Genomic DNA, 26,936 nt, shown 5'->3' on the forward strand with positions numbered 1-26,936 from the left:
CGTTTTTTCAGAGCATAAAAAAGGAGCTGGTAAACAGCTCCTTTTTTTATGTCATAGCGAAAGGCAGTATGAGATGCAGTAAAAAAATATGGGACTGCGTAACTGTATGAGAGGAGAAGCTCTCAATCAATTACACAGTAACTAATGGAGTACAGTATGAACCAATTAAACAGCGAGCAACCTACTGCTACTACTACTCATGAATGCAATCACATTCCGCAGTTGTTAAACATTAAGGATGTGACAAAGTACACAGGTTTAAGTCGCTCAAGTATATATGAGATGCTCAATGAGGACTCAGATCGCTACGACCCAACCTTCCCGAAGAAGGTGCAGTTAAGTAAAGTGAGAGTAGCTTGGGTAGCACAGGAGGTAGCTGAGTGGATTAATAGTAAGATTAATCATCGTATGGTGTAAATTATAAGCCGCTTTACTTGAGAGTAGGGCGGTTTATTTTTTTTATTTTTTATTGAAAATTACTATAATAAATTATTAACAGATAAGTATTAGAGTCAAATCAATTAATTATAATTAAAAAATCACATTATTGAGCTTTTTTAAATAATAGACATTACGTTAAATGACTATCGTTTAAACTGTTTTAAGCTGTTGTTCATGGAAACTCCCCCTGCTTCAAAATAGCAGGGGGTATTTTGTTGAATTGTACGGTCAGGCCTTTTTTTATCAACAATGCTATTATTAATCAACATTTTTTTAATTAGTGATTTTAATATATGACCTTCTCAAAATTATCCGCGTCAATCCTTATTGATATTCTTTAAGGCTCGTAAGTTTTTTTCTAAGGGCTTTATTTATCAATGGTAGGATAGGCACAAGTCGACCAAATTATATAAGTCGCTTGTCATTGATCACATCAAAAATGGAAGGATTAAAAAACAATTGTTGGTACAAAGGTATTGAAATAAACTCAATCCCATGCAAGACCTAGTATAAAGCTATTTGGTTTACTTGCTACATTAGGAGCTAAACTCACTTTTTAACGTTATTTCTACTTTGATTGTTTGCGTTATAATCGGAAAAATTTGCATTGGGAGATGGTATGAAAAATTTAGTAATATTGGCAATGGCAGGTTTAATGTCAGTAACAGCAAGTGCGTCTAATTGGGTACAAGTTTCACAAGGCAGTGATATTGTTTCTTATATTGATACAGACTCAATAACAAGTGCTAGCGGTTATAAGCAAGCATTTGCCAGAATGGATTTCTCTAATGTTCAGACATTAGTTGATAAAAAATACAACTCAACGGTGTCATTAGAGCAATTTGATTGTAAGAGCCGACCTATGCGATATAGAACATTAGCATTATTAACTAGACTTGATGATAAAGTACTTTACAACCATAAAAGTCCTAGTGAATGGTCAATATTGTATCCAGACACAGTTGGTGAGACCTTAGCAAAATACGTATGTTCTCACTAAAAATAATTTAATAAAGTGTGAGCAAAAAGGGTTAAGCCACTGGCACTATTAAAAAAATTAAATCAGAAAATATTTTTGGAAAGGGCGTTTAGGATTATAGCCATTATGTTAAATTACTTTTTTTAATATAGAATCAAATAAATCTTAAAAATCTAAATTAACTAAGTGGTTTTTTTGTGTCGATTAAAGCTAAACTTAAATCGGAAAAGTTTATCTGGCTTTTTTTATTAATTTTTTGAGATTGTGTTTGGCATAATGTGTAATAATTGCTTTGAAAAATTAAAAACTAGTATCTATTTTACCTAATGTTAATAGGAATTAACCTAGACTATGCTTCTAAATGAACAGATAAATATCGATGGTCAGACATATACATTATGCCACTTCAAAGGTGAAGTTATTGAGCAACAAGTTGCATCCCAAACACATGTCTCAGGTGGCGGCGGTTATTCTAATAGCTATGGTACTGTTGTGCGACCTCTAGTATCATCGACTGATTGGTTTAATAATATTTTCTTGGTTAGTGAGGATGGGGAAGAAAGAAACTTTAAACTTACTAATGTCAACGTACCACCCATGAGATCAGGTCATATTTTACATGTAATGTGGCTTTATCCTCCAGTTGGTTCTTATTTATATATATCGGTAAATAATTTATCTTTAGATAATCGTTACTTTAATAAAGATGCAATAAAGGTTTTGGTAAGAGAGGGAGTAGGGAATTTATACCCTATAAAAGGAATATGTCTATCACTTTTCATCATTATTATTATTTCTATACTTTATTTATTTTGGCAAGCAGTAATGGGAGGTAACATTTCTACGCCTATGTATACAATGATTTTAAGTATTGGAGGATTGGTTTTTTTTATACCTTGGATTAACAGAAAAGTTGAACGTCAATCTGAGGAACTATATCAGGAAGTTCTTAATCGGGAAAGGAAGTACCGGGAAAAAAGCTAGCTAGACTAAATTTTGAACCTATTAACACGACAACTTCTGTCATATTTCCTATAAATGGTCAATAAATTACCTAGACTCAATTTCTAAGACCTCAGACAACTTCATATGTTCTCACTAACTAGGTGGCTTTTTTTGTGTCTGCTATTTAGTTTACTTACTGGTTAATATTCGGACACGTTAGGATAGTCACTAATGCAAAATGTTGTACACCCTGATGTACACTGCGATCCATTGCTACACTCAAAGCCTTATATATATTGAGCTTATCTAGCCTAATTTGGTTCCTGTATGGGGAGCCTTACCTTTCCAAAATTTAAAGAGCTTAAATTCACTGACATCTAATGCGTTATATCTTTTCAATGAGTCAGTGTAACCATTTTCTATAAGTTGTTATATCTCATACTTGAGGACAAGCCTCTCACCTTCGTCGCCAATTTCTTTTAGTTTAATAGGATCAAGGTTTAGTGTGCCGACTCGCTCTTTTTTCTTTATTCCTTTTTCCTTATTTGTTTTTTTGTTAAGAGCTATTTTGGCAGCCCTAACTGTTTAGCTGTGGCACTGATATTTCCGCCATTACTTCCTATAACTTTGACCACTTCTGCTTTAAATTCTTCACTGTATTTCTTAACTTTCTTAGTCATGGTAAACTCCTATTTATCTCCTTTAGTCTACCAAGTTTTATCTAAGGTTTTTTCAGCATAGCTCACTCACTTGGGCTGTTTGAATCAATTTAGTTTAGTCAGAGAAGATTATCTACATAGTAATAAACATGAATAAGGTGCACTAGTGCGTGTAAAAGATGGTTTCGCAGACTTGAGATATACTGAAGAAATTGATAACAATTTTTATGATAAATTAGAGGAATCTCTAAAAAATATCCAAATATTGAAAGTGTTTTGATTGTAAGCGGAGGGGTAGTTTCGGTAATGCAATTTCAGTAGGCTACTTATTATTTTCTAAAGGTATTGATATGAAATTGCATTCTGATTGCTACTCAGCTTGCCCATTAGTGTTTGTCGCTGGTGAACGAACGATCACGTTAGATAAACCGCTGATCAAATTAGGTTTTTATCAAATGTATAGTGTCGTAGACAATGAGGCGATTCCCGCACCTATAAGCACTTATTATGAAATTCAAAACTACTTATATAATACTGACCCACAATTGATAGCTATGCTTTTATAAACCTGATGCTATCTGCAAGTCCTGATAATATGACTTTTCTAAATATGAGTATTTATGTTAATAAAGTATAGCTAAATGAGCGCAGCGCACCTATTCTGAGAATGATTATAGATAATTAGAGATCACGCCCATCTATATATTTATTTGCATGTGGAAAATTAGTAGAATGACATCAAGTGGTTTTTCTTAAAAGGCTGAGTTGTATTTTGTAACGGATTTAACTATAAAAGTTGAATGAATTATAACTATGATTAGAGAGTGCAGGTTTAAATGGGTTGGATAATTTTTATTGCCATTTTATGGTTTGTTGGTTGGGTTTGGGATACTATCAATAATAACGATAGCTCAAGTTCTTCTTCTAATACATATCGATCCAATAATATTAGTAGCTCTAACACTTATAACCAGAGACAGATAAGAAATAACCGAGAGCGGGCAGCCCAGGAGCGCTTAGAGCGAGAGCTAAACCTAGAAGACCTAGAGCCAGACCTAGAGGTTGTTTTACGTGAAAAAAAGGAAAAGGAATCCTTTAGACCATCTGCAAGAAAAACCAATAACCCTAATATAACTTTCAAAACAGCAGATTCAGGTTTTACAAGTAGTACCCCTACAACTACATTAGATCTATCCGGACTAAATGATGCCTTTACTGGAGCTCCTTTAGATCGGAGTTTAGGGCTATATCAGTGTCAGGACTGTAAAGTTTATTATCATACTGAAAGTTATGAAGTTATAAAAGCAGAAAATAACTTACAGTGTATGGCATGTAACTCAAAACGTATTACTGCCATATTAGATGATTCTACAGCCCAAACTGGTAGAAACCACACTCCTGACATCGTCACCTTAAGTAACTTTAAAGATTATGTAGGCTCAGTAGTAACTTTTGAAAGTTATGTCTATAGAGTTTACGAAAGTAAAAGAGGTAATGATTTTGCAGTCATGTTTGAAAATAAAAGGTGGGTGGAAGGTTTCAAGCTTGTTTTCTTTAAGGGAGCTGTTAGAAAAGTGGGCGGTGCACAATATATTAATAGCTTAAAGGGTAAAAAGGTTAGAATTAGAGGACTACTGATAAAACATCCTACTTTTGGTTATGAAATCATTGTATCCCAAAAAAGTATGATTCTGAGTGTAAGATAATGAAATGGAAAGACATTGATGTTGACAATAAATATAAGAGTCAATTGGAAAAATTAAAGGCTCAAACACCATATGAAAGGCTAGGTGTTACTAAAGAATCTAGTTTAAAAGAAGTAAAGGCAGCATATAGAAAAAAGATGAGCATCTATCATCCAGACCGAGCTGATCCATTTATGGTAAATTACGGGGAAGAGGTAACTAAATTACTTAACTTATCCTTTGCCACCCTTAAAAGTAGAATTGAAGATGAATGATAAACGTTATTTAAGACATTCGCTTATTGATTGGTTCTCACAAGATAAAGTATATGGGTCTTCCATTGCTATAGTGGGTTGTGGTGCTGTTGGGAATGAAGTAGCTAAAAACTTAGCTTTATTAGGAGTAGGGCAATTAGACCTCTATGACTTTGACACTATTGAAATTCATAATTTAACGAGAAGTATTCTTTTTAGAGAGACAGATGTAGGGCTTAATAAGGCAGAAGTTGCTGGAAGAGAGATAAAAAAAATAAATCCTGATTCAGTAGTAAATATTTTCCCTGGAAACTTCTGGGATCTGATGTCTTTAGAACGAGCCCAAAATTATGACTGCATAATAAGTTGCGTAGACAACTTTGAGGCACGAATAAAGCTTAATGAGATTGCTTTAATAACTAAAACAAATTTCGTGAATACGGCCATTGATAGTAAATACGCTATTATAGAGGTTTTTCCATTTTATTTAAGCAATGCAACTGCCTGCTATGAATGTAACTTACCTGAAAGTTCATATGCGAGAATGCAAGAGAGATACTCTTGTGGTTGGCTGAAAAAAGTATCTTACCTTGAAAAGAAAATCCCTACAACTATCATTACATCTAGCCTTGCTGCGTCTATAGCTGTAGCAAATATCTTGCAGCTAATCAACAATCCAAAAAGTACCTTATCTAGACGTATTTTTATAGATACTTTTACTGGAAATTCAACTACAACAGTTTTAGGTAAAAACCCAGATTGTCCAGGATGTTCATTTCTACACACTGAGCCGTTGATATTAAAAGGATCACCTTTAATACATGATAGACTATCACTAGCCGTTGATGATTCTGCTACTTTAACCTTAAGTGACCCAGTTTTAGTCTCTTACAGATGTGTAGAGTGTAATCCTAATGAGGATGACGCTACAGTAGTTTTTGAAAGAGCGAGTAAATATAATACCGATATAGCTAAATGTATTAATTGTAAGCAAGATACAGTTCGAGTCAATATAAAGGATTCATTCACTATAAATGAATTAATATCAACAATGTACGGAAAAAAAATTCCTAGTAAATTTATTTATGTAATTGAAGAAGACGAAATATTAATAATTGATTTGGAGTAACATTATGTCTGAAGTGAATGTTGTAATTAGAACAGCTGACCAAACTCGTAAAGCTGAAGTTTCTATGGCCTCTGACACTACTGGAGCTGACGTAATTCAAGCGTCTGTTGATAATTGGTCGTTACCAGTTGATACTGACTATAGCTTAGTAAACGTTACTTCAGGAAAAACAATCATTCCAACTTCGACACTTAAGTCTCTAGAAGTCAAGAACGGTGATATATTAGAAGTACAACCAGTTTTAGTAGCGGGGTAGTATATGGCTATTTCAAATGAAAGAATTAAACAAGACTTGCTAAAAATTGAAGCCCTAGCAAGAACTACTAATCATAAAGTCAAAATAAAATCTAAATCTGGTAACCCAGTTAATAAAATAATTTTAGAGCTAGACTATCCTACTGCACCATCGGAAGATTACCCGAGTAAAATTCAACATACGACAACCGTAGAAATTGAGCTTTTAAGTCGATACCCTTTCCAGGAACCAAATGCTACTATAACTTCTACTATATTTCATCCAAATGTGTATAGAAGTGGAAAGGTTTGTTTGGGTACGAAGTGGTTACCTACTGAAGGTCTCGATCTATTAGTTAAACGTATTATTCAAATTATAACTTTTGATCCTCTCCTATTAAATGAGAATTCCCCTGCAAATGGACCTGCATTAAATTGGTATAGACGACAAATAGTTAAAAACCCTAATGCATTTCCAACTGATAAGTTGAATATTAAAACAGAACAAAAAAATAAAATTGTTTGGAACAACTTTTAACAACAAGGTTTGAAACCTTTAATAGTATCAAGTTAGATTTATCTATCTTATAGGTGCTTTTGACTGCTTGTCACTTAAAAATTGTAGAGCCTATTTATGAAGTGGACCAATCTTAAGTCTGAATTAGAACCTATTTCAGTTAATGGACTCTATCATAATCATTCAGCGATTGAGATAATAAATCTCCTTAAATTAACTAAAGAGCAGCCAGCAATATTGCTTACTCAATCAGTAAAAACCCGAATTCTTCAACATCTTGAAAGCAGAAATGTTGAACTGGGAGGGCTTTTACTCGGGAGGGTAGTTAGTAAGGTGAATCTTAACAAGGGTATTGTGGCTATTACCGTAGAAGATATTGTTGAAAGTAGAGACTATTCTTCTACTTCTGTCTCTCTATCGATGGACTCAAGTGTCTGGAATATGGCCACAGGAAAGTCCAGTAAAACTAATTTTGTAGTGGGTTGGTATCATAGCCATCCCAACTTAGGTGCTTTTTTTAGTAGTACTGACCGTACTACTCAGAAAAACTTTTTTTACCATCCATACAGTTTAGGGTTGGTTATAGATCCCATAAGAAAAGAGCAGAAGCTTTTTATAGGTCGTGAATCTATAGAAGTTGCCCCTTCGCATTTTCTGTATGGAGTATGAGATTTAAATCTCTCTTTATATAAGTATTCATTTGTAAGTTATAATCCTATACTTATAACTGTTACTACAGGTAAATTGTTTAATCTGTTATTACAATCATTATTTTTGAAATATAATGTTCGCTGAACACTTTTACGATAGTTTCTTAACATGAGAAGTTATATGAAACCATGTGTCTCTTAATGTATATTTACTGATGCATAACCATCACAACCTCCCTGTAAACCATTATCACAAGCCATTCCAAACCATTTCTTAGCTAACTTATAATCTACATTTACACCTAATCCATTTTCATAAATACGTCCCAACGCATATTGAGCAGGGATGCTCCCTTTATTAGCTGATCTTTTCATTTCTTTGTAGATACTAGTTGTTTTTTTATCTTCAAATACTTTCTGACAACCTGTTAGGATAAAAGGAGCTAAAATAAAAAAATTAATTATTTTAAATAACTGATATCTATTAATGCTCATGATATTGATTCTCTTTACTAACAACGACTTTGAAAGGATGTTAATTTAAGTTTAAATACTAGTATCTAAGGTTAATTTTACATAATCAAAAAAGTAAAACTTCATATTTTAAAAAAATATTATAATTTAAAACTTTAAACAAGTAGTAATACGCTTTACTTCGTATGTTGTAATAGCCATATCACTTCAACCTTTATCATCATTAAACCCTTTTAAACAATTGAGCTTTGCCAGTCTTAGGATAACTTCAAAGCATTTAAGTGGTGAAGTTACTTAATCATAGTCGATCTCATTAATTAATACACCAGATGGGACACTATTTACAAATTACGATTCATTTAACCTTGTTAGGCTTCAGCTCATTTAACCATGCTAGTGTTATGTATGCATGGCCTTAAGGTATTAATTGTCTGCTAAATACTCTTTTGGATCATCATCCTAAGTATTACCCATTATATTCTCCCTCTAAATTTTAATTAAATGAATAAATAGTATTTTTATGATTTTATTCTATTTGCATTATTTCAGATGTCCTGATTATACTAATTAATAATATTTAAAATGATGAATATCTCTATTAAATTCATAGTTTGATTAGAAAAACTGCAAATCTCACAAAACCAAAGTTCACACGAGACAAGAAGCTTAACTTTATAAAAGTTATAGATAACTTATAAAATCTAAAAATTAAAGTAGATGTGATATGAGCATTGCCAATGAATTCCAAAAAACAGCTATAGAGACGGTTAACGGACCAGTGCTAATAATTGCTGGCCCAGGTTCAGGTAAGACTTTTACCCTAGTAGAAAGGGTAGTTAATCTAATTCAGAACTATAGCGTTAAAGTAGATTCAATTCTAATAGTTACTTTCACTGAAAAGGCTGCCAGAGAACTTCGTACTAGGATATCAAATAGGCTAATAGAGCTAGATATTGCTGTTAATTTAAATGAAATGTATTTAGGCACCTTTCATTCAATATGTTTAAGGCTGCTTGAAGAATATCAACATTATACAAGGCTTAAGCGTAATTTTACTCTGTATGATCAATTCGATCAGCAGTTTATGTTATATAAGAATTTAAAAGCCTTCACAGAGATTGAAGGTTTTAATAGCTTAGTTAAAGAAAACCAGTCCAATTGGAATAAAGCGAGTCAGGTACTTTCTTTACTTAATAAGGTTACAGAGGAAGGTTTATCATATCAGAAGCTTCAATCAGCGGATTATGAGGAAGTGATTGTATTGGGCCATTGCTTAGAGAAATATCACCTTATGCTCGAAGAAGCTAATGCTTTAGATTTTTCAACAATACAGTACGAAACCTTTAAGTTACTGACTGATCATCCTCAGATTCTAGATGAGTTGCATCAAAAACTACGATATTTAATGGTAGATGAATATCAGGATACAAATACTATTCAAGAAAAAATTCTTAAACTATTAATGGGCAACTCAAAGAATCTGTGTGTAGTAGGTGATGATGATCAGGGGTTATATAGATTTAGAGGTGCTACGGTTAGAAACATCTTAGAGTTCCCAAAGATATTCGAAGATAATCAGTGTAGAAATATCCAGCTCGCAGTGAACTATAGATCTCATCCGGATATTGTGAAGTTCTTCACCAATTGGATGCAAAGAATAGAGTGGAGCGATGGTCTAAATTATTATCGTCACCATAAAAATATAGAAACTCCCGAAGCCTCTTACCCTGAAGTACCTGCTGTTGTTAAAGTGACAGCACGAGGACAAGACGAGTGGTATGAAGAGGTATATCAGTTTCTTATAAAGCTGAAAGAGAATGGTCTAGAGAACTGGAACCAAGTAGCCTTTTTATTCAGATCTGTCCAGAGTAAAAGATCTGTCGGCTTAGCTAACTATCTAGAGTCCAAAGGTATACCTGTCTATTCCCCACGCTCAAATCAGTTTTTTGAAAGGGATGAAGTCCGATTATTGATTGGATTATTTATATTTATTTTCCCTCGATACTTTAAGATTAGACAGTGGCAAGAAGGTATAGAGCTTGATATTTGGGATTATTATGATAGGCAGTGTATACCACTTGTTAAAGCTGAACTTGAGAAAGAGAATAATAAAGATTTACGTAAATGGGCAATTAATAAGGCAAGAAGTCATTATCAATTAAAAGATAATACAGACTATGGCTTCACAGCTTTGTTTTACGAAATGATACAGTTTCCATTGTTTAGTAAATGCTTTTCAGAAGATGCTTTAAATGGTGTAGATAAGGGTAGGGCTGCTAGGAATCTCTCGAAGTTCACTTCTCTATTAGCGAAGTTTGAGCATTTGCACTATATTTCTGTAATCAGTACAGAATACATAAATAGGAACTTGAATGATTTATTTAATCAGTATTTTAGGTTCTTAAAAAATGGTGGTATAGGAGAGTTTGAAGACGATAGTGAGTATGCCCCTAGTGGCTGTGTTTCTTTTTTAACAATTCATCAGTCTAAAGGGTTAGAGTATCCCGTAGTTGTAACCTGTAGTTTAGAAGGTGTTCCTCGTAAAAGTCATACAGACTTGGATGAGTTGTTACAAAATAAATTTTTTGACAAACCAGCTTATGAGCCATTTGAGAGTATGAAGGTATTTGACTTCTGGAGACTGTATTATACGGCTTTTTCTAGAGCGCAGAATTTATTGGTGCTAGCATGTGAGATTAAGGATGGACATGGGCGGTCGCCTTCAAAATATTTCGCTGATGTAGTAGACGAGGTGGTTGATTGGAGGCATGCTGGAGTTGATTTTTCTCAAATAGAGTTTGAACAGGTTAAAGAGATTAATATCAAAAGAGAGTATGCTTTTACTTCTCATATACTTCTATATGAAGCATGTCCTGAGCAGTATAAGTTTTTTAAAGAGCTTGAGATGCATCCAGTACGCTCGGGTGCTCAAATCTTTGGTACCTTAGTACATCAAACCATTGAAGATATTCATAAAGCGGTGCTTCGCAATGAATCGCAGATTATTACGAAAGAGAAAATACAGGATTGGCTTAATACTAATTACATGTATTTGTCAAAAAAAGAACGTCAGTACCTAGCTCCGATCACGCTAAAAGCAGCTGAAAAGCATGTCGTTAATTATTTTGAAAGAGAGAAAGAAAGCTTAGATAGACTTCAGGAGGCTGAAGTTGAGGTTTCATTGGTTAAAGAAGATTATATTCTTAAAGGGAGTATTGATCTGATTCGAGGTGAGGATGAAACAGTTGAAATTATCGACTTTAAGTCAGAAAAGAAGCCTGACTTATTCAAAGAAAAAGACAGGCTAGAGTCTTATAAACGCCAGCTGCAGCTTTATGCTCATCTAGTAGAAGAAAAGACTGGCAAGAAAGTTAGTAAAATGCACTTGTATTATACTGGTGAAAATAATGGCTCCCCTTATGTATCATTTGATAAAAACAATGAGCAAGTAGACAAAACGTTGGAACAGTTTGAGGAAGTTATTTCAAAAATCGAATCAAAGGATTATGACATGAGCTCTAGGCCGGATAAACTATGTCTAGAGTGCGATATGCGTTTTTACTGTAATAAAAAGAACTGGAAATTCAAACCTAATTAGGAAAAAATTAATGAGAGATATTGAAGAAAACCAAGTTGTTGTAAGTGAATATGTGTTTGAGCCAATTAAAGGTTATCCTATGCTGAATTGGCGCGGTAAGCGTCCATTTAAATCTACAAGGTTTTATCCTGCTCAACTAAAAGAGCAATATGGCGAAGATGTAAATGGATGGTTTAATAAAATATTCTGGGGAGATAACCTCCAAGTTATGTCTCATTTACTAAGAGAATTTAGAGGAAAGGTTGATTTAATATATATTGACCCTCCATTTGACTCAAAAGCAGATTATAAAAAAAAGATTAAATTAAAAGGTAAGTCTGCTACTAACGATCAAAATAGCTTTGAAGAAAAACAATATTCAGATATGTGGAGTAATGATGAGTATCTACAGTTTATGTATGAAAGGCTGATGTTGTGTAAAGAGCTTCTTTCAGATACAGGCTCGATATACCTGCATTGTGATTGGCATCAAGGTCATTACTTGAGGCTCATTCTGGATGAGATATTTGGAAAAGCCAATTTGCAAAATGATATTATTTGGCATTACTCAGGGTGGAATAAACGAAATAAAACGTATTTTAATAAGAGACATGATTATATCTTTTACTACACAAAGACCGATAGTCCTTACTTTGAACCTTTTGATATCCCATGGGAGTCTAAAGAAGCGTATGTAAAACATAGAAAGCAAAAGCTTCATACAGATGATGAGGGTCGTGAGTTTGTTTATTCAGATGGTGGTAATGGTACAAGAGTCAAAAGGTATATTGAAGATGCCTTGGCTGAAGGCAGAAATGCTGACGATGTATGGAGTTTAGATAAGGTAAACAACTCTGCAAAGGATAAAACAGATTATCCTACCCAGAAACCACAAGAGCTCCTAAGAAGAATAATTGTATCCTCTAGTCCTAAAGGGGGGTTGGTTTTTGATTGTTTTATGGGCTCAGGAACAACTCAGAACGTTGCTATGAAGTTAGGGAGACGCTTCATAGGTGCAGACATCAACACGGGATCTATTGAAACTACAACCAAACGCCTACTACAGACAGTTAAAGATATAGGTTTAGGGGAAAATGATTTAGATGATGGAACAGAGCTCTTGTACACAGGGTTCGAAGTTTATAACGTAAATCATTACGACATTTTTAGAAATCCTATTCAAGCCAAAGAACTTCTAATCGAAGCTTTAGAAATACAGCCCATCCGTAATAGTATTTATGATGGTGAAAAAGATGGACGTATGGTTAAGATTATGCCTGTTAACCATATTGCTACGAAGCAAGATGTTCAGGATTTAATAAGCGGAGTGGACTATAAAACATTCGAAAAGAGAAAAGATGATAAGCCTAATCAAGCAGTGGAGAAAATGCTAATCGTTTGTATGGGCCATGAACCTGACTTGGCAGCATATATAGAGCAGTTGATAGGTTATAAGTTAGATATACAAGTAGTAGATATCTTGAAGGATAGAAAGGACTTAGAGTTTAAACGTGACTCAGAGGCACTAATCCAAATTGATGACGGAGTTTTAACTATTGAAAGCTTTTATCCTCTTAACTTGATGCAAAAGCTTTCAATGATGAAGGATAATGTTAGCGACTGGAGGGAAATGGTTGAAACCATAAAAATTGACTGGAATTATGATGGAGCAGTATTCCAACCTAAACTCATTGATATGCCTGACAATGAAGAATTGGTTGAGGGTAGTTATAGTGTACCTGAGGACGCGGGAACGATTAGAGTAAAAATCACAGACTTGCTATCTGAGGTATTTGAGATCAGTTTGAATGAAGGAGGGGTTTAGAAATGGCAAATTCAACTCGCTCTACATCAGCCCTAGACTTCGCTTTTTTTAACTTCCTATGGTCTTTCTATGATATTAATAAAGGTGCAATTAGGCAAAATTATAGAGATTTAACTAAGAAATACTTGGACTATAACGATAGCTCTAAGCGTAGAGAAGCTTTTCTTAGAAGGCCTCAATTTGAAGCATTAGAGATATATATCTTTTTGAAAGAGTTTTTAAATAATGAAAAAGTAGAAAAGATTTTCGAGGATTGGTACAAATCCCAGAACAAATTTGAGAATAGAAAAGCAACTGGCTTCTTACAAAATGAATCTCAAGGAAGCTTGCTGCTTGATGATGCGATAGAATTAGAAAATTATAAAAAAGTCTTACAAAAAATGAAAGATAATAGTCGGGAGTACCCTAACTATATCTTTGCACTGACTATGGGTACTGGTAAAACGCTCCTTATGGCCACCTGCATCTACTATGAGTTTTTACTAGCTAATAAATTTCCTAAAGATGATAGGTACTGTCAAAACGCGTTAATATTTGCACCTGATAAAACTGTCTTACAGTCTTTGAAAGAAATTGAGACATTCGACTTAAGTAAAGTAGTGCCACCAGGCTATGAGAATTTCTTAAATACTAATATCAAATTTCATTTCTTGGAAGAGACTGGTACGAACTTAAGTACGATCGATAACTCAGCTTTTAATATTATTGTTTCTAATACTCAGAAAATTATCTTGAAGCAATCTCATAAAGAAAAGAGCGCATCTGATCAATTGTTCGAAAGTGATAAAGTTGATTTCGGCGAATTTGGAGATTTATACGGCGACTTAGGAGCCCCCACTTCAGAAGCTGAACTAACTTCCAACCAAAGATTCGAAAAGCTGTCTAGGTTGCCAAGATTAGGTGTTTATGTTGATGAGGCACACCATTCATTTGGTAATACGCTAAAGAAAAACATGCTAGGCACTAAGTCAAAGACAGACAATAGTTTAAGACGCACAATCGATGAGTTGGCTGCTAAATTAGAAGCAGCAGGTACTAAGGTAGTGGGTTGTTATAACTATACCGGTACACCGTATATTGGTAAAGACGTACTACCTGAAGTAGTGTATGCATTCAACCTAAAAGATGCTATTAGGGAAAAATATCTTAAGAATCCAGATGTAAACTCCTACTCAAATACTAAAGATAGTGATTTTATTAGTCTAGTAATTGCAGATTTTTTAGAAGCAGTAGAGGGTCTACGGCCTGAAGGAATGTTACCTAAGATTGCTTTTTTTGCTACTAGCATTGATGAGTTAGTTAATGAGTTGAAGCCTAAAATTGAGAGACAGCTCATAAAACACGATATACCATTAGATCGTATTCTAGTTAACGTAGGTGATGAAAAGCATACTTCATCGGATGATATTCGCGAATTTAACCGTTTAGATACCCCAGAATCCAACAAGCAATTTATTTTGTTAGTTAATAAAGGGCGAGAAGGTTGGAACTGTCGTTCTTTATTTGGTGTAGCAATGTATAGGTCTCCTAGATCAAAAGTATTTGTACTTCAGGCAACGATGCGTTGCTTACGTTCTATTGGAGATAAGCAACATACAGGCTCCATTTTTCTGAGTGAAGAAAACTATGAAATATTAGATAAAGAATTACAATCTAACTTTAGAATGACAGCTAATGAGTTTAATGAAAAGTCCAAGGATGACAAGCCTAAGCTTAAGGTTAGGATGAGGGAGGCTGTAAAGATTCCTCTTAAAAAGGTTAAGCGTACAGTAGAACTTAAGGACAAGCAGTTTGTTAATGGCACACCTATAGGGTTGAATCATGAGGATCCTGATGAGTGGCATGAGCTGACTAAAGAATATCGGATTTTGCAGACAAAAACGACTTTAGAAGAAAATTCAACAAGTTATAACCAGAACCTTCGGGTCAAAGATAGAACCTCAGAAAAAGAAAAGCGCTCCTACAGTAAGCTAACATTAGTCGCTGAGATTTCTACGTACTTAAATATCAGCCCTTTAAGAATTGAAAGTATCCTGAATCAAACACATGAAGGTATTGATGTAGTTCTTAAGTGTGTGAATGAGTTTAATGAGCTATTATATGATTTAGTAATTCCAAACCTATTCAAAGAAATGCATGAAGTGGAGACTAAATTTGAGACAGTCGAGCATCAAGTAGACTTAATTATACCTCCGGCGCTTGGGGAGCAAAGCTACTTCGAAGTGCATGAAGGAAAGGGTGGAACGGCTTATTATAATGATTCACCAACAGAGTACAGAGATAAGAGCTTTAATCTAGATACTTATACTTTCGACTCAAATCCAGAGAACACTTTATTCTGGGATTTATTAAAAGACGAAGAAGTTGAGAAGATATATTTCACTGGTATGTTCACTAGCAAAAATAAAACTGACTTTTATTTCCAGTACATTGATCCGGACTCTTATGCATTAAGAGACTACTATCCTGACTTTTTCGTTCAGCTAAAAGGTGGTGGTTATCTGATTATTGAAGTAAAAGGGGATCACCAGTTTGAAGATAAAACTGTTTTAGCGAAGAAAAAAGCCACTCAAGAGTATGCTCTTGAAAGTAGTATAGAGTACCGTATGATTAGAGGTACTGACGCAGATGCTCACCTTTATAAATATCTATTCGATAAAAGAGACTTGCCACTTGAAACTAATTTAAAATTTTAACTATATTTTGTTAAAAGTTGTTTTTAGATAATAGTATGTTCTTGAATCATTTTTATGGTGTTTAAATAGCTTATAGCTTGTTTTTAAGCATCTCCATAACTTTATCCTCACCCAACTTGTCAATCAAAGCCTGCAGTTCATCTGCAGGCTTTTTTGCCGTGTTGTTACGGATAAACTGATCTGTATTCTCACCAGCTCTTAAAGCATCCAGATAATCAGCCCACTTCTGCATCATCTCAGCCCTATCATCAATGTACTCAAATCGACCATAAGCGCCTCCATTTGGATCTTTAGTCGTATGACCCAATGCCATCTCAACAAGCAGTAGAGGGTACTTTAAATGCTCTTGCAGAATAGTTTTTGCAGTAGCTCTAAAGCCATGCACACAGTGAATGCCTTGATAGCCTAATTTGTTAAGTTGTTTGGTAGCAGTATTTTCTGAAATGATGTTATGCTTTTTAGCAGTAGCGCTGTAAAAGACATATTCAGTATGACCATTTAACTTTTTTTGTTCGCATAAAAGTTCAACCGCTTGTCTAGGCAAAGGCACAACCATTTCTTTTACCATATTGACCTTACCTTGGCCTTTTAACGGCTTAAGCTTCCATCGGCCTTCGATTAAATCTAAATCTTCCCATCGCATACGTCTAATATCACCATTACGTACAAACAGCATAGCCAATAGCCTAAGTGAATTCATGGTATTCTTATCTGCCTCTAAGGTCTCAATATCCCTTAATAGCTTGGCCAAGTCTTTAGGTTTAGTTATCGCTGGTCTATGCCCGTAACGAGCAGTGGCTAACTGACTCTTAATCAGATTAGCTGGATTTGAATCACAGAAGCCACGAGCACCTGCATAAACAAATATATCACTGGCAATACCAGCGCATCTTTCAGCCTTATCAGTAGGCTGCCCTTGTTTGTTAAGCGAGCTGTTTTGAATATCAAGTAGTACCTCTAGCATTTGAGGAGCAGTAATATCCTTGATAGGTTGATCGCCAATATAATGGCACAGAAGCTCAATACGTCCTTTTTTCCGCAACAATGTATTTGGTTTTTGTACTTGTACTAAGCTTTCGAAGTATGACCAGGCAAAATGCTCAAAAGTATTATTAGCATTACTTAAAAGTAATTGTTCTTTTTCTTCACGATATTCTTTAGGGTCAATATTTTTACTGATCAGATCTTCATACTCATGCCAAATCTCATACGCACGAGAAAGCTTCACATTAGGATAAACGCCTAACGATATTCTCTTGGCTTTCTTAGTAATAGGGGAGTTGTAGCGATAGACCCACGACTTCGTACCATTAGGTCTAACCATCAAATACAACTTAGGATGGTTCTTAACAGACACCAGATATTCTTTATCTTCAGTTTTATGGCTAGAGATACTACGATCAGAAGAGATTGGTTTGCGTTGAGTCATGATGGCCTAATCCAATGTACATTTTAAATAGGTGTACATCAGAGTGTACATTAAATGCAGGGATTAGTGTACATTATACAGGACAATATAAGACATCAGATACAACAAAGCCCTTGATAAACAAGGGCTTGAGGATAGTATAAAACTATATAGAACTTATATATGGTACCAGTGGTCGGACTCGAACCGACACGCTTTATAGGCAACGGATTTTGAATCCGTCGTGTCTACCAATTCCACCACACTGGCATGTAGGGTTACTAACTTTAATATGTGTTAGATAGGGGGCGTATTATATCAACTTATCACGTCTGGTCAAGCGGTTTATTAGGGATAGATTTGTCTATCATACTCTATCAAAACTTAATGAGCTAAACCCTTAAAGATGTCATACAGTAATTAACCGACGAAGGCGCGCTCAACCACATAATCTGCTGGAACGCCCATACGCGGTGATACCTCTAGTCCAGCCTCATCTAATATAGCAGAAACATCTGCGTTAAATGGCATGCTGCCACAAATCATCACACGGTCATCTTCTTTATTGATTAGCGGTAAACCAATGTCTTCATAAAGTTTACCAGATTTCATTAAGTCTGTGATACGTCCTGTATTACGGAAGTCTTCTCGCGTGACAGTAGGATAGTAAATAAACTTCTCACGATACCATTCGCCAAATAATTCGTCATTGGGTAAAGTATCTTCAAACATTTCACGATACGCCAAGTCTTCTACGCGGCGCACCCCATGACATAAGATGATTTTATCAAACTTTTCATAAACTTCTGGATCACGGGCCAAGGACAAAAATGGCGCGAGCCCTGTACCCGTTGATAGCATATACAAATGTTTTCCAGGCAATAAGTCATCAAGAACCAAGGTGCCCGTAGGTTTTTTACTAATTAATAATTCATCGCCAACTTTAATATGTTGTAAGCGTGAGGTAAGAGGACCGTCTTGAACTTTAATAGAGAAGAACTCCATATGGTCTTCGTAATTAGGACTTGCGATAGAATAGGCTCGGCATAATGGGCGACCATCTACCATAATTCCAATCATAGCAAATTCACCATTGCGAAATCTCAGACCGGCATGGCGCGTGGTTTTGATCGTAAATAATGAATCGTTCCAGTGGTGTACATAAGTGACGGTTTCAGTTAGAAACTTTGACATAAAGGCCTCAATTAATAATGATGGCAAATCGGTTGATAATAAATCGATCAATAATGTTATAAATTATTTTAAACGGGTTCTTTGCACTCAACTTTGATTAAACACACAAAGTAATAAGAAACACCAAAACCATTAGCAAGCAGTTAAAATAAAGTAGTGATGAAAACCTAGTTGCGTATTATATAAAGTATTGGCTATTTAGATAAGGCTTGTACTTAGTACATAATTTCAAGACGCATATGATAACAAATAATTACTTGTCATAATGGCTATAAATTTAAATTAGGTCAAATATCTCATTATAAAATGGAATAAGAGTTATTAAAATAATTATAAGCGAGCGTTATTATATCATTTTATTAAGTATTACTTAATTAGAAAACATAGTTCAATGCCTAAATTGGGTGAGACTAAGATAAACTTTTTAATGCTTTTATTATGCGTTGTCTTAATAAGATATTGTTATTAAAAAATAGCTATCAAGTTAATTTAAGTCATTCATTATGATTGCAATACCTTTACACTCTATTATAAATTTTACCAACTCCAAATTCGTGATGACGCCTAACTATGACAAACTCTGTTAAACATGATCAAACCTCTGCGCCTCTCATTTCTGTACCGATAATTGGATATCATCGATCGCCATTAACACAAAAGTTTGGTATTCCCCGTCAGCCGAATTTAGTGGCGATAAATAGTGTAATAGAGTTCATTTCCCCTTATGATACGCTAGAAGCCTTTGAGGGTATTGCAGATTTTAGCCATCTTTGGATTACGTGGTACGCGCATCAAAATAACAATCAGCAGACAGTAAATAATCAACAGTCCAGCTCTACATACAATCATCCCTCTACACATAATGAAGCGCCTTTTAAACCCAAAGTTCGGCCACCTAGACTGGGCGGAAATAACAAACGGGGAGTATTTGCCACGCGAAGTACTTACAGACCTTCTAAACAAGGGCTGTCGGTGGTTAAGTTTCTAAAAATTGAGCGTGTTGATAATACGCTAAGACTTCATATCAGAGGTGCAGATATGGTAGATGGCACGCCCATTATCGATATCAAACCATATCTTCCTTATAGCGATAAATTAGAGGCGTCCTCTAGTACTTTTGCGCCCGAAAAACCTAATAATAAAAAAGTTGTTTTATCTGAAATTGCTAATAATCAGTTTCAATCACTCATTAATAGTGGGGCATGTGATTCTACGTATAATAGTTTTAAGGCTAAAGACTCTACGCTTGATAATTCTAAAAGCAGTCAAGAATTAGACATCCTTACCGAAGAGGACAAAGTGCTTATCATGCAAATTATCGCGCAAGATCCAAGACCCGCTTATCGACGCTCCGATACTGATCGTCAGTATTATATACGTTACAAAAACTATGATATCGGCTTTAGAATGAGCGCTACAGATGACAATGAAGCTTCTCAAGACAATGGAAATTCCCAAAATGTTCTGCTTATTGAATTCGTTATAAAGATTTCATAGTTGGAAAGTTAAGTAGTTGGAAAGTTAAGTAGTTAGAAAGTTCAGCAGATAGAACAATAAATTGATAATAGTTAAGTAGCTAGCTTTAGATATTTTTAATGCCCTATAATCCAAGTGCTTGAAATATAGCCAACTTAATATATAGCCAACTTGAAATATAAGCAATGAGTAGCAATTAATAAAGAATATTTGAATAAAATGCATTATTAATTGTTTTTGCTAAAACTAAATAGAGACATCCCTATGTTTACAGACAGTCATTGTCACCTTAATCGATTGGATTTAACACACTATAATGGCGAGTTATCAGGTGCGATAAACGCTATGAAACAAGCCAATGTCAGTAGAGCAATGGCCATCATGTGCGACTTTGCTGAATATGATGAGATTTATGACATTGTTACTGAGTTTTCTGATGAAGAGTTAACACTAGGCATGAGTGTGGGCATTCATCCTTGTGAGGATATTGAAGTTTTAAAATCCGCTTCGGTAGAACGTTTGGTTGACACAGCGAGTGCAGACCATGTATGGGCTATTGGTGAAACGGGTTTGGACTATTATTGGAGCGATGAAAATAAACAAGAACAGCAAGCAAGTCTAGCGCGGCATATATATGCCAGTCAAACTTTAAAAAAACCCTTAATAGTACATACGCGTGAAGCGAAGCACGATACCATAGATATCTTAAAGTCAGAAAAAGCAAACCACGGCATCATTCATTGCTTTACCGAAGATTGGGATACGGCAAAAAAAGCACTAGATTTAGGCTTTTATATCTCGTTTTCAGGCATTGTTAGTTTTAAAAATGCTCAGAGTTTACGTGACATTGCACTAAAAGTACCCAAAGATAGACTGTTAATTGAAACAGACAGCCCTTATCTTGCGCCAGTTCCCAAACGTGGTAAATCAAATGAGCCTGCTTATGTTCCCTATGTTGCAGAGTGTATTGCAGATTTATTTAATACCTCGCGTGAACAGATTGGAGAATTAACTGCAAAAAACTTCGATGATTTACTGGCGCAAGTACAATAAAATCGGTATCCTATGAAAGGTTATGACCAATCAGTCATAGCATTTTTTATATAGGCCTTGTGGTTTAAGGGCTTACCCGTTTATTCAATAACGTATTTGGTATGTCAGGTTAGGAGTTTGCATGAGCAGGCAGCAGCAATTCAAGAACCGTGAAGAGAAGATTTTAGCCACAGCTGAACAGCTCTTACTTGAGTCAGGTAGTGGTGATATTACTTTGGATAGCCTTGCAGATCTGTTAGATCTTGCAAAAGGGACGTTATACAAGCATTTTTCAAGTAAAGATGAGCTTTATCTGCGTATCATTATTCGATATGAAGAGCAGTTATTTAGTATTAATAAAATCGATGATTGTCCTGCTGCTGGCGTGTCACGCATGATTTTACAACAATTATTCAGTCCGCAAAAGGCGTTATTATTTAACCAGATTGAAGAGCGGTTGGCCGCGTCAGCTCATGGATTGAACCGTATGTTTAGTGAATTGTATGAAATCAGACGCGCCCGTATGAAACGTCTGATAGACATTACTAGCACGTATTTAAATCAAGAAAATAGCGGACTAAGTACGCGAGATTATCTATCAACTATCTGGTCGATAGGGCAGGGCGGTGCCAGTCTTCTAAACTCAAGCTTTTATCAGCGCTATTTAGGGCGTAGGGATACCTTACGTATGGCACTGGTTCAGCAGATGTTGGATTTGCCAAAGCAGTACCCGAGCGATAATAAATTTGATGATGATATGGTGGATTTGGTCAGCCAAATTGATTCAGAAATCGAGGCTTATTCTAAGGCTCAAAGCTCTTAAAGATTTTGAATAACGGTGCATGGGTTAGTTATTATTGTCATATTAAAAGTTTATAATAAAAATCTGTTCGTTCTATCAATTCTATCCAAAATATACCACAGTAGTTCATTGCTTTTAGACTCGTTACCGAACGCTTGTGGTGATTGTTTTTACAGTGACGTCTTAAGCCCAGATGTCTAATGTCTTAACGTCTAAAGCCTTGACATCAAAAGTCATGCTAAGCTAGCTACCATGAGCCATACCCACGATATCCGTCTTTCAATGCCAAATGTTAAAGCGATACAATCAGGGTTTACCTTGATCGAAATCATGGTAGTCATTGTTATATTAACCATTTTTGCTGGTATGATTACCGTATCAGTCGGAAGTACCGAGTCGCGTAAAAACCGTGCTTTTTATGAGCATATGATTGATAGCTTAAGCTATGTCAGGCTATTATCGGCAGAGCGTATGCAGCCAATGGGTCTGGTATTGCAATCGGACAATAAAGGGCAAGTAAATCCCGTCATAATGGCATTAAATAACCCTTATGCACATATTGAGAATCAAGCTTTAGCGTCTGTTAATCGTGCAAAAAACAGTATGGAGTTGTCGGGAATGCAATCTAACACGCAAGCGGCATTACCTAACTGGCGCATTGAAGACGATGTTACGTTACCATCACTGCCCGCCAATGTTGAAATTATCATTATTCCTCTTGATGCACCAATCTCTGGTGCATCATCATCTTTTAACCGATCTTCAAGTCAACTTACTTCTACTCAGCAATTACAGCCTTGGTTTGTTGGGACGGATGTTCCCCAAGTATTATGGTTTGGCACGGGGGAGGCTGCAACTGCACGTATCGAAATCAGACACAACAAACGGCTGGTAGGTGACGCTATTACGTTACTTCCAGATGGCAGAGTGACTGTGGGAGAATAAGTGATGTTTAATGACAACAATAAAGATAATAATCAATTATTAAATCGCCTAAAGTTACTCAATGTTTATAAAGATGGAGAGGATAGGCGTACGCAAAATGGATCTAAACCACTAAGATTGCCACGTTATGAATATGGATTCACCTTAATTGAAGTGGTTGTAGCCCTTGCGATACTAGCAACCGTAGCCATGGTAGCTAGTCAAGCAAGCGGTACATATTTGCGTTCGGTAACCAATCTTAAAACACGCACATTAGCTGTCTTTGTCGCGCAAAATACAGCAGCTACTTTAGATATCAATTCTCAGAACTCTCAAAACTCTCAAAATTCCCTAAATTCTCAAGATACCCTAAGGCCACAAACTGCCCAGATCAATCAAGTCTCTGAGCAGGGTCGAACTTGGGAAGTTTCAGTTATTCCTCAGACTACCAACGAGACTATAGATACCTCCAATACTATGATTAATAGCTTGTCCGATAGTATCCAGCCAGTCCTCATACAAGTTGCTCCTGTCAATGATGCAGGTCAAGCCGAGCATACTATCGTAGATATTAATAAGTTGTTAGGAACATCGATTTCAAGAACATCGATATTAGAAACAGCGTCTACGACGATGACCACAGTTAACTTGCAAGGTGTAGCATCAGGATTAGCACACTATGACAATTAGTGCATTATATATCAATACAAGGTTATGGTCTCAAAGATTGCCTTGTGTTAAGCAATCTCAAAGTGGGTTTACCCTGCTTGAGCTTATGGTTGCGATGGCGATTTTTGCAGTGATGGCAGTCGCAGGGTGGCAAATTTTTGATAGTATCAGTCGTAGTAAAGAGCGCGCTGAGATCCAGTTTGATACCTTGAGTGAATTACAATACGCTTATGGTCAATTGCAAAGGGACATGATGCAAGCCGCCGCTTATGAGCAACCGGGCAGACAAAACTTAGCTCAAAGCGATGCTAATGAGACAAATGAGAGAGGTAACCCTGTTCAATTTGGTCGAGATGTTAATATAAACGATGCTAATCAGCCACAATCTATAGACACCAGTGTCAGCGCGTTTAAACTTGCGAACAATCAATTAAGCTTTATTCGTTATTCAGACCCAGACCCTCGTTATGCGCAGCCCACAACCCTTGAAAAAGTAGTTTATTATTTTAATCAAGAGGGGTTGGTGAGAGAACGTTATACCAGTTTAGATGAGGCAAACAATGAGACGCCACTGCAAAGCGTCATACTCAGTACAGTTTCGGAGGGGCAGTTTCAAGCACTTTTACCGGAGCCTAGCACTGAATTTCCACTGCACACTCAAAGTAAATTCACCTCAACATTAAACAGAGCATCAAGCACTCAAAGAGCAAATGGTTCCCGTGTAGAGTCGAATAATAATACGTCAGAAGATGAGGCACAATCGTCACCTTTATTGCCTAAAGGGGTTCAAGTTAACTTTAATATTGTAATTGGTAACGAGCCTACTCCCATTACTTGGAAATATGCTTTGAGTCAATTACCACCTTCAATAGAAGGTTCTAATTGATTTTATGAACTTATAATTTGATAACAAGCTTGCTGTCACTTAGCGTCTATAGTCAGAAAAATACTAAACGGTTACGATGTTGACCTAGCTTGCCCTACTATAGTAGTACTTGCACTAGTAATACTTGTACTCAGGTGCCTTGTAACCACTTATGATTTCTTTGACTATATTTAACGATTAAGCTTAAAATGAAAAAACTAATTAAAAAGCTGCCCGACTCGGCCAAATTTATTAACGATCAATTTGCCGTTCAGTCGAAGGTGAGCATACCTGTAGTGAATGGTATATCACTGCCTTCACATCAACAGGGTGTGGCGCTATTAACGGTTCTATTGCTGGTGGTTGCCATAACGGTGATCGCAGGGTCTATGCTTGCCAGTCAAAAGATATCGCTCAGACAATATGAGCTGATGAGAGATCAGAATCAAATAGCCAACGATATTCGCTCAGCAGAGCAGCTCGCCGTCGCAATCATACAAGCTGATAATGCGGTCAATGATAATGACAGTTATCAAGATGTTTGGGCCAAACCTATCGCTCCGTTTACACTTGGCACTCATCAAGTGACGCTTGAGATTAAAGATGCGTCGAGCAGATTCAATATCAATAATTTATACCAAAATGGGGAGGTTCACGAGCCATCGCTTGCTGTATTTAAGCGATTATTAGAGCAATTAGGTCATGATGGTGCGTTGGCATACGCGGTACTTGACTGGCAAGACCCAGACTCTAAAGCCTATCTACCAGATCAACACACTGACATTCAAGCGCCAGTATCAGAGACAGGCTCTGATGTAAATGCTGGAGCAGAGGTAAGAGTAGGAGCTGGCTCAGAGGATGACAATAGTCAAGCAGATAGCGAATTTTCGGTGTATAACGCTGGTGCAGGTTCAAGTCTATTCACTAGACCTGAGAGCCGTGAACGTATCATCAGTAATCAGCCGTATATGAGTGTGGCACAACTAAGTTTGGTAAGAGGATTCACCCCCGAAATTGTATATCAGCTCAAACCCTATATCACGGCAGTACCTTACTTTCTACCCATTAATTTAAATACGGCTTCCGCACAACTGATTAGTGCCTTAGGAGATGGCTCATCTGAGCTCGCTCAAAGCTTCGTTAATGATCGAAAGAATAAACCAGGCCAAGATGTGGATGAGATGCTGGCACAGTTGCCATTAGCAGAGTTGCCACAGTCGCAAATTACGCAATTAGAATCGTTGTTGGATATTAAGAGTCATGGTTTTTATGTAGCAATTGATGTCGCTGTTCCTAATAACTATGCTAATAACTATCCTAGTAATCATGCTAGTAACCATGTGAATAACAATGCCAATAGCTACTCTAATAACAGCGCTAACAATGAAGCTGCTGAGCAAGCCAGACATCGGTATGCCACCACATTCGTTAGTAAGATTGATCCAAACCTAGCCTTAAACACTGATTCTCAAGCAAATAATGATGATGGATCTAATGATAATAATACAGAGTCGGCAAATTCATCCGCTCCAACAGGACAATCTGATGTTACCGCACAGTCTACTGAAAACTTGCAAACCAGCGGCGATACAGATGCCAACCAATCAAACGCTAACAGTCGGTCAAACGCTAACAGTCAAACAGGTAATAATGGAAGTGGCAGTAATGGCAGTAATGGCAGTGATGCCAATGGTGACATAGGCTCTAATGAAAACTTACTTATTAACGCATTTGGTACTCGCTTATGGACTTATAAACCTGTATTTTAGCCCAGTTAATTAATCAGTAGTCAATAAAGTGTTTTCAGAGGAACGCCAGTTTTCTGCACCATAAAATAACATCTGCGCTTGGCGGGTACACTGCCTTAGCATACGATCTTTTTGAGCCTCTAAGTTTTCAATATCGACCTCATCATCATGCGTTTGTGAGTAGGTCAAATCAAGCCAATCAATAATCCAAGTTAAAAATAGGTTTAAGCCTGCTTTAGCTAACAAACGACGATCTGACGCATTAATGTGTTTGAAGGCGGGCTGAATGCCTAAGTCTTCACTCATAATTTGGGCAAATATTTTAATCTGAGCATCTATCGCATTGCGTACCGATTCTGAACCCCCAAAGCGCTCACTGACCAAAAACTGCCAATAACGAGGATGCGCATCCACTGAATTGAAGAATAATTGAATGCTTTTAGCAATTTGCCGATCATAACTGCGTGTACGTCCCATTTGAAGCCCGCGACGTAGTGTAGAAAGCGCTTCGCCCAGCTCCTCTTCTACCAAGCAGCGACCTAAAGATTCCATATCGTCAAAATGACGATAAAAAGCAGTAGGTACAACGCCCACTTCACGGGTAACTTGACGTAAGCTGATTGAACCAAACGATTGACCCATCATACATAAGTCTAATACCGCATTAAAAAAAGCTTGACGTGTTTGACGTTTTTTTTGTTCACGACTATTTATAGTATTGGACATGATACAGTTTTCTCTAGTTATACAAGC

Annotated in this window: 24 protein-coding genes, 1 tRNA gene and 1 pseudogene; 20 read left to right on the forward strand and 6 right to left on the reverse strand. The window is 36.2% G+C overall.

Annotated features, from left to right (window positions below; genetic code table 11):
• Positions 1-156: 156 nt before the first annotated feature.
• The 3 genes from AC2SLP_RS07605 to AC2SLP_RS07615 all read left to right on the forward strand — a co-directional run bounded on the left by AC2SLP_RS07605 (position 157) and on the right by AC2SLP_RS07615 (position 2,404).
• On the forward strand, positions 157-417 hold the full coding sequence (locus AC2SLP_RS07605; RefSeq protein ID WP_486536073.1) for a helix-turn-helix transcriptional regulator: 261 nt from the start codon (positions 157-159) through the stop codon (positions 415-417).
• A gap of 643 nt (positions 418-1,060) precedes the next feature.
• Complete coding sequence (locus AC2SLP_RS07610) at positions 1,061-1,441, forward strand: surface-adhesin E family protein (protein ID WP_486536074.1); 381 nt, start codon at positions 1,061-1,063, stop codon at positions 1,439-1,441.
• A 330-nt stretch (positions 1,442-1,771) separates the two neighbouring features.
• Complete coding sequence (locus AC2SLP_RS07615) at positions 1,772-2,404, forward strand: hypothetical protein (protein WP_486536075.1); 633 nt, start codon at positions 1,772-1,774, stop codon at positions 2,402-2,404.
• Positions 2,405-2,937: 533 nt separating this feature from the next.
• Here AC2SLP_RS07615 and AC2SLP_RS07620 read toward each other — a convergent pair.
• A pseudogene (locus AC2SLP_RS07620) lies at positions 2,938-3,045 on the reverse strand (transposase); the annotation flags it as partial.
• Between the two features lie 329 nt (positions 3,046-3,374).
• On the opposite strand from AC2SLP_RS07620, the gene AC2SLP_RS07625 reads away from it, so the two are divergent.
• The 7 genes from AC2SLP_RS07625 (at position 3,375) to AC2SLP_RS07655 (ending at position 7,512) form a co-directional block, all read left to right on the forward strand.
• Complete coding sequence (locus AC2SLP_RS07625) at positions 3,375-3,590, forward strand: hypothetical protein (protein WP_486536076.1); 216 nt, start codon at positions 3,375-3,377, stop codon at positions 3,588-3,590.
• 270 nt (positions 3,591-3,860) lie between these two features.
• Positions 3,861-4,730 carry a hypothetical protein gene (locus AC2SLP_RS07630; protein ID WP_486536077.1) on the forward strand — a complete coding sequence of 290 codons (870 nt, stop codon included), beginning with the start codon at positions 3,861-3,863 and terminating at the stop codon, positions 4,728-4,730.
• A complete protein-coding gene (locus AC2SLP_RS07635; RefSeq protein WP_486536078.1) occupies positions 4,730-4,984 on the forward strand; it encodes a J domain-containing protein in 255 nt (84 codons plus the stop codon). Before AC2SLP_RS07630 ends, AC2SLP_RS07635 begins: the two co-directional genes overlap by 1 nt.
• Positions 4,977-6,092: a HesA/MoeB/ThiF family protein gene (locus AC2SLP_RS07640; RefSeq protein WP_486536079.1), complete on the forward strand. Its 1,116-nt coding sequence runs from the start codon at positions 4,977-4,979 to the stop codon at positions 6,090-6,092. The genes AC2SLP_RS07635 and AC2SLP_RS07640 overlap by 8 nt, the downstream gene beginning before the upstream one ends.
• A gap of 4 nt (positions 6,093-6,096) precedes the next feature.
• Entirely contained in the window at positions 6,097-6,348 is a 252-nt protein-coding gene (locus AC2SLP_RS07645; protein ID WP_486536080.1) for a ubiquitin family protein, read from the forward strand.
• 3 nt (positions 6,349-6,351) lie between these two features.
• Entirely contained in the window at positions 6,352-6,864 is a 513-nt protein-coding gene (locus AC2SLP_RS07650) for a ubiquitin-conjugating enzyme E2 (protein ID WP_486536081.1), read from the forward strand.
• Positions 6,865-6,960: 96 nt separating this feature from the next.
• Entirely contained in the window at positions 6,961-7,512 is a 552-nt protein-coding gene (locus tag AC2SLP_RS07655) for a Mov34/MPN/PAD-1 family protein (protein ID WP_486536082.1), read from the forward strand.
• 179 nt (positions 7,513-7,691) lie between these two features.
• Here AC2SLP_RS07655 and AC2SLP_RS07660 read toward each other — a convergent pair whose 3' ends face one another.
• Positions 7,692-7,988, reverse strand: coding sequence for a tetratricopeptide repeat protein (locus tag AC2SLP_RS07660; RefSeq protein ID WP_486536083.1), 297 nt, complete (start codon positions 7,986-7,988; stop codon positions 7,692-7,694).
• 703 nt (positions 7,989-8,691) lie between these two features.
• Here AC2SLP_RS07660 and AC2SLP_RS07665 point away from each other — a divergent pair.
• The 3 genes from AC2SLP_RS07665 to AC2SLP_RS07675 are packed head-to-tail and all read left to right on the forward strand — an operon-like array spanning position 8,692 to position 16,065.
• Positions 8,692-11,565, forward strand: a complete 2,874-nt coding sequence (locus tag AC2SLP_RS07665; RefSeq protein WP_486536084.1) for an ATP-dependent helicase — start codon at positions 8,692-8,694, stop codon at positions 11,563-11,565.
• A 10-nt stretch (positions 11,566-11,575) separates the two neighbouring features.
• Complete coding sequence (locus AC2SLP_RS07670) at positions 11,576-13,369, forward strand: site-specific DNA-methyltransferase (RefSeq protein ID WP_486536085.1); 1,794 nt, start codon at positions 11,576-11,578, stop codon at positions 13,367-13,369.
• Between the two features lie 2 nt (positions 13,370-13,371).
• A complete protein-coding gene (locus AC2SLP_RS07675) occupies positions 13,372-16,065 on the forward strand; it encodes a DEAD/DEAH box helicase family protein (protein WP_486536086.1) in 2,694 nt (897 codons plus the stop codon).
• A 70-nt stretch (positions 16,066-16,135) separates the two neighbouring features.
• Here the strand turns inward: AC2SLP_RS07675 and AC2SLP_RS07680 are convergent, their stop codons facing one another.
• From AC2SLP_RS07680 to AC2SLP_RS07690, 3 genes are all read right to left on the reverse strand, one after another.
• The gene (locus AC2SLP_RS07680; protein ID WP_486536087.1) at positions 16,136-17,494 is read right to left on the reverse strand and encodes a tyrosine-type recombinase/integrase; all 1,359 of its coding nucleotides are present in this window, start codon (positions 17,492-17,494) and stop codon (positions 16,136-16,138) included.
• 163 nt (positions 17,495-17,657) lie between these two features.
• A tRNA-Leu gene (locus AC2SLP_RS07685) sits at positions 17,658-17,743 on the reverse strand.
• Between the two features lie 150 nt (positions 17,744-17,893).
• Positions 17,894-18,667, reverse strand: coding sequence for a ferredoxin--NADP reductase (locus AC2SLP_RS07690; RefSeq protein WP_486536088.1), 774 nt, complete (start codon positions 18,665-18,667; stop codon positions 17,894-17,896).
• A 570-nt stretch (positions 18,668-19,237) separates the two neighbouring features.
• Between AC2SLP_RS07690 and AC2SLP_RS07695 the strand changes: the two genes are divergently transcribed.
• The 7 genes from AC2SLP_RS07695 (at position 19,238) to gspK (ending at position 26,204) form a co-directional block, all read left to right on the forward strand.
• A complete protein-coding gene (locus tag AC2SLP_RS07695) occupies positions 19,238-20,164 on the forward strand; it encodes a tRNA (N6-threonylcarbamoyladenosine(37)-N6)-methyltransferase TrmO (RefSeq protein ID WP_486536089.1) in 927 nt (308 codons plus the stop codon).
• A 243-nt stretch (positions 20,165-20,407) separates the two neighbouring features.
• On the forward strand, positions 20,408-21,196 hold the full coding sequence (locus tag AC2SLP_RS07700) for a TatD family hydrolase (RefSeq protein WP_486536090.1): 789 nt from the start codon (positions 20,408-20,410) through the stop codon (positions 21,194-21,196).
• A 121-nt stretch (positions 21,197-21,317) separates the two neighbouring features.
• A complete protein-coding gene (locus tag AC2SLP_RS07705; RefSeq protein WP_486536091.1) occupies positions 21,318-21,998 on the forward strand; it encodes a TetR/AcrR family transcriptional regulator in 681 nt (226 codons plus the stop codon).
• Between the two features lie 231 nt (positions 21,999-22,229).
• Positions 22,230-22,922, forward strand: a complete 693-nt coding sequence (locus AC2SLP_RS07710) for a pilus assembly FimT family protein (RefSeq protein ID WP_486536092.1) — start codon at positions 22,230-22,232, stop codon at positions 22,920-22,922.
• A 3-nt stretch (positions 22,923-22,925) separates the two neighbouring features.
• The gene (locus AC2SLP_RS07715) at positions 22,926-23,591 is read left to right on the forward strand and encodes a prepilin-type N-terminal cleavage/methylation domain-containing protein (RefSeq protein WP_486536093.1); all 666 of its coding nucleotides are present in this window, start codon (positions 22,926-22,928) and stop codon (positions 23,589-23,591) included.
• The gene (locus AC2SLP_RS07720) at positions 23,581-24,456 is read left to right on the forward strand and encodes a prepilin-type N-terminal cleavage/methylation domain-containing protein (RefSeq protein ID WP_486536094.1); all 876 of its coding nucleotides are present in this window, start codon (positions 23,581-23,583) and stop codon (positions 24,454-24,456) included. Before AC2SLP_RS07715 ends, AC2SLP_RS07720 begins: the two co-directional genes overlap by 11 nt.
• Positions 24,457-24,644: 188 nt before the next feature.
• Complete coding sequence (gene gspK, locus AC2SLP_RS07725; protein WP_486536095.1) at positions 24,645-26,204, forward strand: type II secretion system minor pseudopilin GspK; 1,560 nt, start codon at positions 24,645-24,647, stop codon at positions 26,202-26,204.
• Between the two features lie 9 nt (positions 26,205-26,213).
• Here gspK and AC2SLP_RS07730 read toward each other — a convergent pair whose 3' ends face one another.
• Positions 26,214-26,909, reverse strand: a complete 696-nt coding sequence (locus AC2SLP_RS07730) for a TetR family transcriptional regulator (protein ID WP_486536096.1) — start codon at positions 26,907-26,909, stop codon at positions 26,214-26,216.
• Positions 26,910-26,936: the final 27 nt, after the last annotated feature.

This window comes from Psychrobacter sp. CX21 (assembly GCF_057396255.1).

What these genes read in the sequence shown, in the direction of transcription:
- AC2SLP_RS07610 (WP_486536074.1), top strand. Translation starts at nt 1,061, where the DNA reads ATGAAAAATTTAGTAATATTGGCAATGGCAGGTTTAATGTCAGTAACA.
- AC2SLP_RS07715 (WP_486536093.1), top strand. Translation starts at nt 22,926, where the DNA reads ATGTTTAATGACAACAATAAAGATAATAATCAATTATTAAATCGCCTA.
- AC2SLP_RS07640 (WP_486536079.1), top strand. Translation starts at nt 4,977, where the DNA reads ATGAATGATAAACGTTATTTAAGACATTCGCTTATTGATTGGTTCTCA.
- AC2SLP_RS07675 (WP_486536086.1), top strand. Translation starts at nt 13,372, where the DNA reads ATGGCAAATTCAACTCGCTCTACATCAGCCCTAGACTTCGCTTTTTTT.
- AC2SLP_RS07630 (WP_486536077.1), top strand. Translation starts at nt 3,861, where the DNA reads ATGGGTTGGATAATTTTTATTGCCATTTTATGGTTTGTTGGTTGGGTT.
- AC2SLP_RS07635 (WP_486536078.1), top strand. Translation starts at nt 4,730, where the DNA reads ATGAAATGGAAAGACATTGATGTTGACAATAAATATAAGAGTCAATTG.
- AC2SLP_RS07705 (WP_486536091.1), top strand. Translation starts at nt 21,318, where the DNA reads ATGAGCAGGCAGCAGCAATTCAAGAACCGTGAAGAGAAGATTTTAGCC.
- AC2SLP_RS07645 (WP_486536080.1), top strand. Translation starts at nt 6,097, where the DNA reads ATGTCTGAAGTGAATGTTGTAATTAGAACAGCTGACCAAACTCGTAAA.
- AC2SLP_RS07710 (WP_486536092.1), top strand. Translation starts at nt 22,230, where the DNA reads ATGAGCCATACCCACGATATCCGTCTTTCAATGCCAAATGTTAAAGCG.
- AC2SLP_RS07660 (WP_486536083.1), bottom strand. Translation starts at nt 7,988, where the DNA reads ATGAGCATTAATAGATATCAGTTATTTAAAATAATTAATTTTTTTATT.
- AC2SLP_RS07695 (WP_486536089.1), top strand. Translation starts at nt 19,238, where the DNA reads ATGACAAACTCTGTTAAACATGATCAAACCTCTGCGCCTCTCATTTCT.
- AC2SLP_RS07690 (WP_486536088.1), bottom strand. Translation starts at nt 18,667, where the DNA reads ATGTCAAAGTTTCTAACTGAAACCGTCACTTATGTACACCACTGGAAC.
- AC2SLP_RS07605 (WP_486536073.1), top strand. Translation starts at nt 157, where the DNA reads ATGAACCAATTAAACAGCGAGCAACCTACTGCTACTACTACTCATGAA.
- AC2SLP_RS07615 (WP_486536075.1), top strand. Translation starts at nt 1,772, where the DNA reads ATGCTTCTAAATGAACAGATAAATATCGATGGTCAGACATATACATTA.
- AC2SLP_RS07650 (WP_486536081.1), top strand. Translation starts at nt 6,352, where the DNA reads ATGGCTATTTCAAATGAAAGAATTAAACAAGACTTGCTAAAAATTGAA.
- AC2SLP_RS07680 (WP_486536087.1), bottom strand. Translation starts at nt 17,494, where the DNA reads ATGACTCAACGCAAACCAATCTCTTCTGATCGTAGTATCTCTAGCCAT.
- AC2SLP_RS07670 (WP_486536085.1), top strand. Translation starts at nt 11,576, where the DNA reads ATGAGAGATATTGAAGAAAACCAAGTTGTTGTAAGTGAATATGTGTTT.
- AC2SLP_RS07625 (WP_486536076.1), top strand. Translation starts at nt 3,375, where the DNA reads ATGAAATTGCATTCTGATTGCTACTCAGCTTGCCCATTAGTGTTTGTC.
- AC2SLP_RS07665 (WP_486536084.1), top strand. Translation starts at nt 8,692, where the DNA reads ATGAGCATTGCCAATGAATTCCAAAAAACAGCTATAGAGACGGTTAAC.
- gspK (WP_486536095.1), top strand. Translation starts at nt 24,645, where the DNA reads ATGAAAAAACTAATTAAAAAGCTGCCCGACTCGGCCAAATTTATTAAC.
- AC2SLP_RS07730 (WP_486536096.1), bottom strand. Translation starts at nt 26,909, where the DNA reads ATGTCCAATACTATAAATAGTCGTGAACAAAAAAAACGTCAAACACGT.
- AC2SLP_RS07700 (WP_486536090.1), top strand. Translation starts at nt 20,408, where the DNA reads ATGTTTACAGACAGTCATTGTCACCTTAATCGATTGGATTTAACACAC.
- AC2SLP_RS07720 (WP_486536094.1), top strand. Translation starts at nt 23,581, where the DNA reads ATGACAATTAGTGCATTATATATCAATACAAGGTTATGGTCTCAAAGA.
- AC2SLP_RS07655 (WP_486536082.1), top strand. Translation starts at nt 6,961, where the DNA reads ATGAAGTGGACCAATCTTAAGTCTGAATTAGAACCTATTTCAGTTAAT.